The sequence below is a fragment of the Mesorhizobium sp. P2_E9 genome (assembly GCF_056403815.1).
In genome coordinates, this window is sequence record NZ_JBFUET010000005.1 from 163,144 (window position 1) to 174,917 (window position 11,774).

Annotated in this window: 9 protein-coding genes; 3 read left to right on the top strand and 6 right to left on the bottom strand. The window is 61.7% G+C overall.

Annotated elements, in window-relative coordinates; genetic code table 11:
• Positions 1-385: 385 nt before the first annotated feature.
• The 4 genes from AC1D05_RS11060 to AC1D05_RS11075 all read right to left on the bottom strand — a co-directional run bounded on the left by AC1D05_RS11060 (position 386) and on the right by AC1D05_RS11075 (position 5,051).
• Positions 386-1,405, bottom strand: coding sequence for an esterase-like activity of phytase family protein (locus tag AC1D05_RS11060; RefSeq protein ID WP_477440777.1), 1,020 nt, complete (start codon positions 1,403-1,405; stop codon positions 386-388).
• Positions 1,402-3,300 (bottom strand): cobaltochelatase subunit CobT, encoded by a 1,899-nt coding sequence (gene cobT / locus AC1D05_RS11065; RefSeq protein WP_477440778.1) that lies wholly within the window; start codon positions 3,298-3,300, stop codon positions 1,402-1,404. Before cobT ends, AC1D05_RS11060 begins: the two co-directional genes overlap by 4 nt.
• 11 nt (positions 3,301-3,311) lie before the next feature.
• Positions 3,312-4,298, bottom strand: coding sequence for a cobaltochelatase subunit CobS (cobS, locus tag AC1D05_RS11070; protein WP_477440779.1), 987 nt, complete (start codon positions 4,296-4,298; stop codon positions 3,312-3,314).
• 123 nt (positions 4,299-4,421) lie between these two features.
• Positions 4,422-5,051 carry a J domain-containing protein gene (locus tag AC1D05_RS11075; protein ID WP_115140634.1) on the bottom strand — a complete coding sequence of 210 codons (630 nt, stop codon included), beginning with the start codon at positions 5,049-5,051 and terminating at the stop codon, positions 4,422-4,424.
• Between the two features lie 182 nt (positions 5,052-5,233).
• Here AC1D05_RS11075 and AC1D05_RS11080 point away from each other — a divergent pair, with 182 nt between their 5' ends.
• Positions 5,234-5,536 (top strand): BolA family protein, encoded by a 303-nt coding sequence (locus AC1D05_RS11080; protein ID WP_477440780.1) that lies wholly within the window; start codon positions 5,234-5,236, stop codon positions 5,534-5,536.
• A 30-nt stretch (positions 5,537-5,566) separates the two neighbouring features.
• Here the strand turns inward: AC1D05_RS11080 and AC1D05_RS11085 are convergent, their stop codons facing one another.
• Together AC1D05_RS11085 and AC1D05_RS11090 are read right to left on the bottom strand one after the other, a co-directional pair.
• Positions 5,567-7,120, bottom strand: a complete 1,554-nt coding sequence (locus AC1D05_RS11085) for an acetolactate synthase large subunit (protein WP_477440781.1) — start codon at positions 7,118-7,120, stop codon at positions 5,567-5,569.
• A 118-nt stretch (positions 7,121-7,238) separates the two neighbouring features.
• A complete protein-coding gene (locus AC1D05_RS11090; RefSeq protein WP_477440782.1) occupies positions 7,239-8,045 on the bottom strand; it encodes an alpha/beta hydrolase in 807 nt (268 codons plus the stop codon).
• A gap of 449 nt (positions 8,046-8,494) precedes the next feature.
• On the opposite strand from AC1D05_RS11090, the gene AC1D05_RS11095 reads away from it, so the two are divergent.
• Entirely contained in the window at positions 8,495-10,444 is a 1,950-nt protein-coding gene (locus AC1D05_RS11095) for a PrkA family serine protein kinase (protein WP_477440783.1), read from the top strand.
• A gap of 18 nt (positions 10,445-10,462) precedes the next feature.
• On the top strand, positions 10,463-11,773 hold the full coding sequence (locus AC1D05_RS11100; protein WP_477440784.1) for a YeaH/YhbH family protein: 1,311 nt from the start codon (positions 10,463-10,465) through the stop codon (positions 11,771-11,773).
• The last annotated feature ends 1 nt before the right edge of the window (position 11,774 follow it).

An 11,774-nucleotide genomic window follows, 5' to 3' on the forward strand; every position in this document is an offset into this window, starting at 1 on the left:
ATGAATAGTCAAGTCTACACTAAAGTGTTTTGATCGGCGTAGATCGAGCAGCCGACCCCCACTCCGGCGCTGCGAAGCAGCGACGGAGTGGGGAAGGCGTTCGTCAAACGCGCCGTCGCCGCAAATTGGGCACGACGCAGCGAGCGCCTAATCTGCGGCAAACGAGCAATGAGGCGGATCTGATGAAAGATTGCCTCCCACTTCTTCGAGCTATGCTTGTCCAGCCGATAGATGGGGTAACACTTTGAACCGGATACATGGGTAACACCTCTCCCTATGTATCCGCCGCAGCGCCAAGCGGATTGGTTGGCACTGCGCAGCAGCGACCGAGTGGAAGGTATCAGACCAAATCGAACCCGCCGTTGGGTTCGCGCTGAAGCGCCGCTCAATCCTGATGCAGGATAAATTCCAGATAGAGGTTGCGCTGCAGGATCGAGTGGTTGTCGTCGGAGACCAGCGACACCATCAGCGCACCGTCGTCACGGGTCCAGACGTCGAGCCCTTCCATATTGTCGATCTGGTAGCCCATGTCGGCGTCCAGCAGCACCGGCCCGTCGGCGACGGCGCCCTTCTCGACACTCTCGCCATAGATGCGCCGCAGCCGCATCTTGAGGCCGCCGGCCATCGAGAAGCTGCGTTCCAGCAGCAAAAGGTCGCCATCCGGCAGGAAGGCGCCATCGGTGATGTCGAACTCGCCATTGCGCTTGACGGTGAAGATGCCCTTGTGCGGCCCTTCGATGATGGCGGCATAGATGTTGCCTGCCTTGTCGAGGCTCTTTTCCGAGACCACGACCAGACCGCCCTCGTGTTGACCACTGGCATTGGCGTGGGTGACGGTCTCGAAGCCGCGGTTCTGGCGCAGCTCCCGCGCCGGCACCAGGAAATCCAGTTGCCGGTATGGCGCCTTCATATCAGTCGGGTCGATCCTGAACTGGGCGACGCGATGGTTGCGCTCGAAACCGACGGTGGCGATGCCATCCTTGACCGCGAGGCCTTCGGCATCGACTTCCCATTTCTCGTCGATCGGCTGGCCGCTCTGGTCGACCATCTGCTGCATGCGGAAGTTCTGGATGCCCACAGGCCGCCTGTCGGCGTCGCGGGCCAGCGTGCCGAAGAACCAGTAGCCGGTGTCGGCCACGCCGATGAAATCGCTGCCCGCCTTCAGAAATCGAAAGGCCGACAGCGCGCCGAAATCGCGTGATGGCGAGGTCATTTCCAACCCGCCGACGAATTCGAGCGGGCCGAACTGCTTGTCAGTGCGGCCAATATGGAATTCGGTGATTGGGCGGGCCGAGACTTCGATGGGTTCGACCGCGGCCGACCCGGCTGCCGCCGAGGCCACGCCGGCGAACAGGGCAATGGCGGCGAAAAGCGTCTGCCGAAACCCGCCCCGCCAAAAAATCATCCGGCGCGCCGCATGCCGCCGCGCCGCGTGTCGCGCGCGCTTTCCTCGGCAAACAGCGAAGCCAGTTGCTCGGTCATGGCGCCGGCCAGTTCCTCGGCATCGACGATGGTGACGGCGCGGCGATAATAGCGCGTGACGTCGTGGCCGATGCCGATGGCCAGCAGTTCCACCGGCGAGCGCGTCTCGATCAGTTCAATGACGGCGCGCAAATGGCGTTCGAGATAATTGCCCGGATTGACCGAAAGCGTCGAATCGTCGACCGGCGCGCCGTCCGAGATCATCATCAGGATCTTGCGCTGTTCCGGCCGGGCGATCAGGCGATTGTGCGCCCACAGCAGCGCCTCGCCGTCGATGTTTTCCTTGAGCAGGCCTTCGCGCATCATCAGGCCGAGATTGCGCCGTGCGCGGCGCCACGGATGGTCGGCGGATTTGTAGATGATGTGGCGCAGATCGTTGAGCCGGCCGGGGTTCGGCGGCTTGCCGTCCTTCAGCCACTTCTCGCGCGCCTGGCCGCCCTTCCACGCCCGCGTGGTGAAGCCGAGGATCTCGACCGAGACGCCACAGCGTTCCAGCGTGCGCGCCAATATGTCGGCGCAGGTGGCGGCAACCGTGATCGGCCGGCCGCGCATCGAGCCCGAATTGTCGAGCACCAGCGTCACCACCGTGTCGCGGAATTTGGTGTCGCGTTCCTGCTTGAAGGACAGCGGCTGCATCGGGTCGATGACGACGCGCACCAGCCGCGCCGGGTCGAGATAGCCCTCTTCCAGGTCAAAATCCCAGGAGCGGTTCTGCTGCGCCATCAGCCGGCGCTGCAGCCGGTTGGCGAGCCGCCCGACGACGCCGGACAGATTGGCCAGCTGCTTGTCGAGGAAGGCGCGCAGCCGGTCGAGCTCTTCTTCTTCGCAAAGCTCTTCGGCGCCAACCGTCTCGTCGAAAGCGGTGGTGTAGATCTTGTAGTCGATTTCCTTCGGCAGATTGGTGAAGGGATTGTCGTTGCGGCGGGCCTCCCCGGGCGTCTCGGCATCGGCATCGTCGTCATCGGACAGATCGTCGGCGGTGGCGTCGGAGGCCTCCGTCTCGGACGACTGCTCATCATCGGCCGAAGCCTCGGCATCCTCGGACTGCGACTGCTCGGAGCCGGAATCCTCTTCGCCGCCCTCCTCGCTCTGCTCCTCGCCTTGCGGCTGGTTGTCGTCATTGTCCTCGGAATCTTCCGTCTCCTGGTCGTCACCGAGTTCCTCGGCCATTTCCATGGAGGCGAGCATCTCGCGCACGACGCGGGCGAAGGCCTGCTGGTCGTCGAGCTTGGCCGAAAGCCCGTCGAGGTCGGCCTTGGCCTTTTCCTCGACCCAGGGCCGCCAGAGTTCGACCAGCCGCTCGCCGCTCCTGGGGACAGGCCGGCCGGTCAGCTTCTCGCGCACCATCAGCGCCAGCGCTTCCTCTATCGGCGCGTCGGCCTTGTCCTTGACGTCGACCAGATTGGCCTTGGCGTATTTGTCCTCCAGCATCGAGCCGATATTGTCGGCGACGCCCTGCATGGCGCGGCTGCCGATCGCCTCGACGCGGGCCTGCTCGACCGCGTCATAGATGGCGCGGGCCGCCTTGCCTTCCGGTGCCAGCTTGGTGTGGATGCGCGCATCGTGGCAGGCGCGCTTCAGCGCCATGGAATCGCCGAGGCCACGGGTGATCGCGATGTCTGTCTTCGACGCCTTCTTCGGCAGTTCGGGCAAGCGCGCGCGGCTGCCGGCGAGCGCCGGCCGGTCCTTCGCGAAGCCGACTTCGAGCTCCTTGTCGCCGGCAATGGCGCGCATGCAGACGGTGACGGCACGCTTGAAGCTGTCGGCTTCAGACCCCGTCTTTGACTTGTTGCGCGTGTTGTCGCCCGGACCCGCCATCGAGGCTCTGCTTAGCCCAGCACCACGTTGGCGGCGCTTTCCGGCAGATCCTCGCCGAAGGCGCGCTGGTAGAACTCGGCCACCACCGAGCGTTCGAGCTCGTCGCACTTGTTGAGGAAGGTCAGCCGGAAGGCCATGCCGATATTGCCGAAGATCTCGGCGTTCTCGGCCCAGGTGATGACGGTACGCGGGCTCATCACGGTCGACAGGTCGCCATTGATGAAGGCCGAGCGCGTCATGTCGGCGACGCGCACCATCTTGTTGACGATGTCCTTGCCCTTGTTGTCGCGATAGTGCTTGGCCTTGGCCAGCACGATGTTCACTTCATTGTCGTGCGGCAGGTAGTTCAGCGTGGTGACGATCGACCAACGGTCCATCTGCGCCTGGTTGATCTGCTGGGTGCCGTGATAGAGGCCGGTCGTGTCGCCGAGGCCGACCGTGTTGGCGGTCGAGAACAGCCGGAACGCCGGATGCGGGCGGATAACCCGGCTCTGGTCGAGCAGCGTCAGCCGGCCCGACGATTCCAGCACGCGCTGGATGACGAACATCACGTCCGGACGGCCGGCGTCATATTCGTCGAAGCAGAGCGCAACATTGTGCTGATAGGCCCAGGGCAGGATGCCGTCGCGGAATTCGGTGATCTGCAAGCCGTCCTTGACGACGATCGCGTCCTTGCCGACGAGATCGATACGGCTGACATGGCTGTCGAGGTTGACGCGCACGCAGGGCCAGTTGAGGCGGGCGGCGACCTGTTCGATATGGGTCGACTTGCCGGTGCCGTGATAGCCCGACACCATGACGCGGCGGTTGTAGGCAAAGCCGGCGAGGATCGCCAAGGTCGTCGCCTTGTCGAACAGATAGTCCGGATCAATGTCAGGCACATGTTCTGATGTTACCGAATAGGCCGGCACCACCATCTTGGACTCGAAGCCGAATTTCTCCTTCACCGACACCGTCGTGTCGGGCAGGTTGGCGATGTCGCGATCGACCTTGTTCATATCTCTCAACGTCTCCACGGGCGAAACGTCCCATTTCGCCGGCAATCGATTTTGTTCGGGGGCGGTCTTAAAGCCTTTTCCACCCTTATGAAAGTTGGAAAACGACACAAACCATAGGGTCGCTCAGCACAGGCCCGCCTGTTTGAGCACGCGATAGGCCTGCAGCACATCGCGGAACCGGTCTTCCGAACCTCTATCGCCACCATTCGCATCCGGATGGTGACGCTTCACCAGTTCCTTATAGCGCGCCTTGATATCCTTGCCAGTCGCCTTTGTATCAAGGCCAAGCGTTTCCAGCGCCTTGGCCTCAAGCGGCTTGGCCTTGCGCTCGCGCGCTTCGCGCGGATCCTTCGGCCCCTTGAACAGGTCGAACGGGTCGCGCATGCGGTTGTAATAGCCGGCGCGGCCGGAGCGCATCTGCGCCATATCAGGCGATGAACGCGTCGAGGCGCCGTTGACGCCCATCTTCCAGGTCGGCCGATGGCCGGTCATGGCTTCCTTCTGGAAGCGCGCGACCTCGGTGTCCGGAACGCCGGAGAAATAGTTGAAGCCCTTGTTGTACTCGCGCACATGGTCGAAGCAGAAGCGGAAATACTCGCCCTCCTTCATCCGCCCAACCGGCGCGCGATGAGTGCCCGCCTCTTTGCAGCCGTCCCACTGGCAAATCGGCGAATGCGACTTCAGCTCCGCGTCCTTGTCGGGGCGGACGCGAATCTTCTCGAAATATTTGGGATACGGCTTCATCTCACCCATTTATGGGGCGTTCGCAGATGCGAAACAAGAATTGACATTTTCGCGATCATCGCCCTAACCGCTGAATCGCGGCTTAAAGCAGGCGAATGGCGAATTTAGTTGCGAAACAGAGGCCCCCTTGTGAAACCGGTTTCCGGTTTTCACGCTGGTACGCCAGCCATATGTGGTGAACGGAGACGGCGATGTCCATACAGACGACCATGGAAGACAAGCTCAACAAGGCATTTTCGCCGGAGCGACTGGTCATCATCAACGAAAGCCATCTCCACGCCGGCCATCACCATCACGGCTCAGACCATCACGGCGCCTATGACGGCACCGGCGAAACGCATTTTCGCATCCGCGTCGTCTCATCCGCCTTTGCCGGCATGAGCCGCATCGACCGCCACCGCGCCGTCAACGAATTGCTGGCCGACGAACTGAAAGCCGGCGTGCATGCACTGGCGATCGAGCCGGCCGCTCCCGGCGAAAAGACCCGCTGGTAGGCTAGACCCGCTCTCGCGTCTGCGGGGCGTTCAGATCACAGCTTCGATCAGGAACGGCCCGCGCCGCGACAGAGCGCTGTCCAGCAGTGCGTCGAAGCGCTCGCATGTGTCGGCGCGCGCCGCCTCCACGCCCATGCCTTTGGCCAGCGACACCCAGTCCAGCGCAGGATGGTCGAGGCCGAGCATGCGCCTGGCATTCTCGCCGATCGCATTGACGCCGACATTCTTCATTTCGCCATGCAGGATCGCATAGGTCCGGTTGGCAAAGACGATCGTCACCACGTCGAGATTTTCCCGCGCCTGCGTCCACAGACCCTGCACGGTGTACATGCCGCTGCCGTCGGCCTCGAGATTGATCACCTTGCGGTCGGGGCAAGCGATCGCCGCGCCGGTTGCCATCGGAATGCCGCCGCCGATCGATCCGCCGGTGCCCATCATGTAATCGTGCGGCGCGGCAAAGGCCGACAAGGCAAAGAAGCGCCTGGCCGAGGTGACCGCTTCGTCGCAGACAATCGCATTGTCCGGCAGCTTGCGCGCCACTGACAGCGCAATGGCGTCGTCCGTCAGTTTGCCGCTCGGCGCAGCCTCGTCCGGGAAAGCGGTCGCGAACACCGTCTGTTGCGACGGCTTGACGCCGAGCTCATCGCGAAGCGCTTCCAGCGCCGCATGCAGGTTCTGACCATGGGCGGCGAGCGTCAGCACCTGGCAGTCGTCGCGGACCAGCCGGCCCGGTTTTCCCGGATAGGCGAAGAAGGCGACCGGCTCCTTGCCGCCAACCAGCACCAGAACGTCGATATCCCTCAGCAATGCCGTCGCCGCATCGATTGGATAGGGAATGCGGGTCGGCGCGACGCGCCCACGCCCGCGTTGCATCCGCGCGATCAAAACCTCACTGAACAGGCGGACATTGCAGGCCGTCGATATCTGGCCGGCGATCTCGAGCGCATCGGCCCGCGCCGCCCGCCCACGAACGATCATGCCGACACGGTCCGGGGCCGCACGGATCGCCGCGGCGGTCTCGCGCACAGCATCGCTGTCGACGGCCGGCGGCGGCGAAAGGACGACCTTGCCCGGTGTGACCGGGTTGGCGCAGCCCCAGGCCGCATCAGCCGGCAGGATCAGCGTCGTGACTCCGGGCGGCGTCAGCGAGGCGCGAAAAGCCGCCTCCGTGGCCGGCTGGACATCGGCTGGCCCCGCGATGCGCCGAACCCAGTTGGACATCGGTGCCGCCAGGCCCTCGATATCACTGGTGAGCGGCGCATCGAGCGGCAGATGGTAGGAGGCATGGTCGCCGACGATGTTGATCATCGGGCTGAACGCACGTCGGGCATTGTGCATATTGGCCAGGCCGTTGGCCAAGCCTGGGCCTGTGTGCAGCAGCGTCGCGGCCGGGCGGTCGGCCATACGCGCATAGCCGTCGGCGGCACCGGTCACCACGCCCTCGAACAGGCCAAGCACGCAACGCATCTGCGGTTTGCGGTCAAGGGCGGCAACGAAATGCATTTCGGACGTGCCGGGATTGGCGAAGCAGACCGTCACATCATTGGCCAGCAACACGTCACACAGGACATCGGCGCCATTCATGCAATTTTCTCCCATTTACGAAGAGCAATTGCACTTATGGACATGCCCACGGCAATATCCCGCCGCTGCTTTTGGCATGATCCAGTGACAGGGATGGACGAGCGGAAGTCGGCAGCGATCAGCCGACCGTCGATTTCAGGAATGTCAGCGCAGCCGCTGTCAGCGCGTCACCGTCTTCGCCGAAATCGCGGTTGATCGACATGTGCGTATAGGCGCTGCCGTCGAACAGGGTGACTTTGGTACCGGTGGCGCGCAGGCGCTCGGCGAAGGCTTTCGAATCCTCGCCACGGCCGGACGCCTTGGAATAAGCGATGAAAGTCGGCGGATGCTTACGACCATCGACATAGCTTGCCGGCGACAGTGCCGTCCATTGCGCGGGATCGGAAAACACCCGGGCATAAGCCCTCACCATGCCGCCATTTTTCTCAAGCCCCGCGAGATCATAGGCCCTGGTATCGTCGAGCAGCAGCCCGGCGACGCCGGGCAATCCGCCGCGCATGCCGGTCAGCGCAATCAGGTGGCAGCCGGCCGAATGGCCCATGCCGACAATGCGCTTGGGGTTGCCGTCAAGCCCGGCGATGTTGGCCCTGACATAGGCATAGGCCTTCTCGACGTCACTGGCCTGAGTGGCGACATCAGCCTCCGGCAGCATGCGGTAATCAATCGAAACGAAGCAGAAGCCATTGGCGAGCAGGAAGGCCGGCTTGGCGCCCACCTGGCTGCGTTTGCCAAACTCCCAGGCCCCGCCATGGACGAAAAACACCACGGGCAGGTTTTTCGCGCCATCGGGCGCATAGATGTCGAGCTTGGCCGGTCCGTAGTCGTAAGTCTTTGGCGCGGCCTCGCGCAGGCGCCGAGCCGACGATGCTCCCAATGGCAGCATCGTCGCCACGGAGGCCAGAATGAGGCTTCGTCGATCGATCATCGTCGTCTCCCGGCCGTGTGGCCCAGAGAGTGCCCGCAGGCGCCACGACCGTCCAGTTAAGGATTGGTAATACCCGGAGGTCCAGCTTGGCGATCGACCATCGATCCGAATGTCACGCGAGCTTTGGAGGCTCATCCGCTGTAGAAAGGCCGGATCGACCGGCCTTCGTCGAACTCGCATCGGGACCGTAACTCTCGCCGCATCAGGCCGCTCCAAATGCACGGCCCCTTTTTCGTTCAGTTCACGAAATCAACACCTGCCCCTTGACGATCTCATCCGGCCATCACCACCTAAGTATTGGGTAAGCATTCCAGCCACATGGGTGGTGTCCAGGTTTCAATGCCTAATGCATGCGCTCTCCTTCATGTGAAGGGAACCACAATGCGTTCTGGCAGTTGAATATATGATGAGCCAGCTGGCAGCCAGAACGGCTCTGAGGGCAAAGCATCATGCGTGAGAATCAGTCCGACGTCTTCGATCTGTTTTCGGAGATTTATGCGAACGCGGCCCAGGAAGAAATCAGCCTCCAGCAATATCTGCTCGCCTGCCGAGAGGACAAATCAATGTATGCCTCGGCCCCTGAACGGATGGTCGAGGCAATCGGCGAACCGAACCTGATCGACACGAGCAAGGACGAACGGCTTGGCCGCATTTTCTCGAACCGCACGGTCAAGGTCTATCCCTCCTTTCCCGACTTCTACGGAATGGAGGAAACGATCGAGCGCATTGCCGGGTATTTCCGCTATGCCTCCCAGGGGCTGGAGGAGCGCAAGCAGATCCTCTACCTCCTCGGCCCTGTCGGCGGTGGCAAATCCTCTCTGGCCGAACGGCTGAAGAAATTGATGGAACAGCGCCCGATCTACACGCTGAAGGTCGGCAATCAGATCAGCCCGGTTTTCGAATCGCCACTTGGCCTTTTCCATCCCGATCGCATGGGCGACCTGTTAGAGGAGAAATACGGCATAGCCCGACGCCGGCTGAACGGGCTCATCTCCCCATGGGCGGCCAAGCGACTCGACGAACTTTCCGGCGACATTTCCAAATTCAGCGTGGTCAAGTTGATGCCTTCGCGGCTGCGCCAGATCGGCATCGCCAAAACAGAACCTGGCGACGAGAACAATCAGGATGTCTCGGCCCTGGTTGGCAAGGTCGACATCAGACAATTGGAAAATTTCAGCCAATCCGATCCGGACGCCTATTCCTACAGCGGCGGACTGAACCGGACCACGCAAGGCCTGCTCGAATTCGTCGAAATGTTCAAGGCACCTATCAAGGTCCTGCATCCGTTGCTGACGGCGACCCAGGAAGGCAGCTACAACGGTACCGAGAATTTCGGCGCCTTTCCCTATCAGGGCATCATCGTGGCCCATTCCAACGAATCGGAATGGCAACAGTTCAAGAACAACAAGAACAACGAGGCCTTTCTCGACCGCATCCTCGTGGTCAAGGTACCGTATTGCCTGCGGACCACCGAAGAAAAGCATATCTATGAGAAACTGTTACGCGAGAGCGAACTGGCCGGCAGCCCCTGCGCACCTGAAGTGCTGGACATTCTCAGCCGATTCACGGTTTCGACCCGCCTTGCCGAGCACGACAATTCGCCACTCTACACCAAGATGCGCGCCTATGACGGCGAAAACCTCAAAGAAGTCGACCCCAAGGCGAAGTCGGTTCAGGAATATCGCGACGCCGCCGGCGTCGCCGAAGGCATGACCGGCGTAAGCACACGCTTCGCCTTCAAGATCCTGTCGCAGACATTCAACTACGACACGAAGGAGGTGGGTGCCGATCCCGTGCATCTGATGTACATCCTGGAAGAGGCGATCAAGCGCGAGCAGTTTCCAAAGGAGACGGAAGCTGCCTATCTCGAGTTCATCAAATCGGAACTGGCAACGCGCTATGCCGAGTTCATCGGCCACGAAATCCAGAAGTCCTATCTGGAGTCATACAGCGAGTATGGCCAGAACCTCTTCGACCGTTACATCGCCTATGCCGATGCCTGGATCGAGGATCAGGACTACAAGGACCCCGATACCGGCCAGATCTTGAACCGAGAGGTTTTGGAAAACGAATTGTCGCAAGTCGAAAAACCGGCCGGCATCGCCAACCCCAAGGACTTCCGCAATGAGGTGGTGAAGTTCACGCTGCGCGCCCGCGCAAGGCATAACGGCCGCAACCCGTCGTGGACGAGTTACGAAAAACTGCGCGAAGTCATCGAGAAGCGCATGTTCGGACAGGTCGAGGATCTCTTACCGGTGATCAGCTTCGGCTCCAAACAGGACAGCGTCACGGAAAAGCGCCACCATGAATTCGTGCAGCGGATGGTCGAGCGTGGCTACACCGAGCGGCAGGTGCGTCGCCTTGTGGACTGGTACATGCGGGTGAACAGGGCGGGTTGAGAGAGCCCGTATGGTTCCATGCCGATCTTCATCGACCGTCGCCTGAACCCGAAGGACAAGAGCCTCGGCAATCGCCAGCGCTTCCTCAGACGTGCGCGCGAGGAGCTGAAGCGGAGCATACGTGATCAGATCCGCACCGGCAGGATCGCCGATGTGGATGCCGAGCACGCTGTGCCGATGCCCGAAAGAGGAACGGACGAGCCGAGCTTCAACAGCGCCAGGAACAGCGGCAGGCGCCAGCACATCCTGCCGGGCAACAGGCATTTCTCTCCTGGAGACTTGATCCCCAGGCCTGATCAGAGCGGCGCGGGGGCGTCGTCCCCGGGGAAAACGGTGTCCGAAGACGACTTTCGCTTCGTGCTGTCGCGCGAGGAGGTGCTCGACCTTTTTTTCGAGGATCTCGAGCTGCCTGACATGGTCAAGCTCAACCTCAAGGAAATCCTTGCCTTCAAGCCGCGCCGGGCTGGCTTCGCCGCTAGCGGTCCACCGACCAACATCAATGTTGGGCGCACGATGCGTAACAGCCATGGCAGGCGTATTGCACTGAAGCGCCCCAAGCAGGAGGAGCTGGACGCGATCGAACAGGAAATCGCCACGCTTGAGTTGGTGCCATCCAGCGTAGCGGCGCGCCAGCGCATTGCAGCATTGGGCGAGGAGCTTGATCGGCTGGAGCGGCGGCGCAGGCGAATTGCCTATGTCGATCCGGTGGACATCCGCTTCAACCGCTTCGATCCCCAGCCCGTGCCGAACGCCAATGCCGTCATGTTCTGCCTGATGGATGTGTCCGGCTCGATGGGCGAGCGCGAAAAGGATCTGGCCAAGCGCTTCTTCGTACTGCTGCACCTGTTCTTGAAACGGCGTTACGACCGCATCGAAATTGTCTTCATCCGCCATACGCACCTGGCTCAGGAGGTCGATGAGGACACATTTTTCTACAATACGCAAAGCGGCGGCACCGTCGTTTCCACCGCATTGGAGGAAATGCACCGCATTATTGACGAACGTTACCCGGCCCGCGAATGGAATATCTACGCCGCCCAGGCCTCGGACGGCGACAATTTCGCGGGCGATTCCGAGCGATGCATAGCGTTGCTCGACGGCAAGCTCATGCGGCTATGCCAGTATTTTGCTTATGTCGAGATCATCGACGAGCGTGAGGCCCATATCTTCCGCGCGACCGAAAACGGGACATCGCTATGGCGGGCCTATAGCGCAATCGACCTGAGATGGCCGAACTTCCAGATGAGCCGCATCGCTACGCCCGCCGATATCTACCCGGTCTTTCGCCAGCTCTTCGGCAGGCAGCCGACTCTCCTGAGGAGAGCGTGAG

What these genes read in the sequence shown, in the direction of transcription:
- AC1D05_RS11085 (WP_477440781.1), bottom strand. Translation starts at nt 7,120, where the DNA reads ATGAATGGCGCCGATGTCCTGTGTGACGTGTTGCTGGCCAATGATGTG.
- cobT (WP_477440778.1), bottom strand. Translation starts at nt 3,300, where the DNA reads ATGGCGGGTCCGGGCGACAACACGCGCAACAAGTCAAAGACGGGGTCT.
- cobS (WP_477440779.1), bottom strand. Translation starts at nt 4,298, where the DNA reads ATGAACAAGGTCGATCGCGACATCGCCAACCTGCCCGACACGACGGTG.
- AC1D05_RS11100 (WP_477440784.1), top strand. Translation starts at nt 10,463, where the DNA reads ATGCCGATCTTCATCGACCGTCGCCTGAACCCGAAGGACAAGAGCCTC.
- AC1D05_RS11095 (WP_477440783.1), top strand. Translation starts at nt 8,495, where the DNA reads ATGCGTGAGAATCAGTCCGACGTCTTCGATCTGTTTTCGGAGATTTAT.
- AC1D05_RS11080 (WP_477440780.1), top strand. Translation starts at nt 5,234, where the DNA reads ATGTCCATACAGACGACCATGGAAGACAAGCTCAACAAGGCATTTTCG.
- AC1D05_RS11060 (WP_477440777.1), bottom strand. Translation starts at nt 1,405, where the DNA reads ATGATTTTTTGGCGGGGCGGGTTTCGGCAGACGCTTTTCGCCGCCATT.
- AC1D05_RS11090 (WP_477440782.1), bottom strand. Translation starts at nt 8,045, where the DNA reads ATGATCGATCGACGAAGCCTCATTCTGGCCTCCGTGGCGACGATGCTG.
- AC1D05_RS11075 (WP_115140634.1), bottom strand. Translation starts at nt 5,051, where the DNA reads ATGGGTGAGATGAAGCCGTATCCCAAATATTTCGAGAAGATTCGCGTC.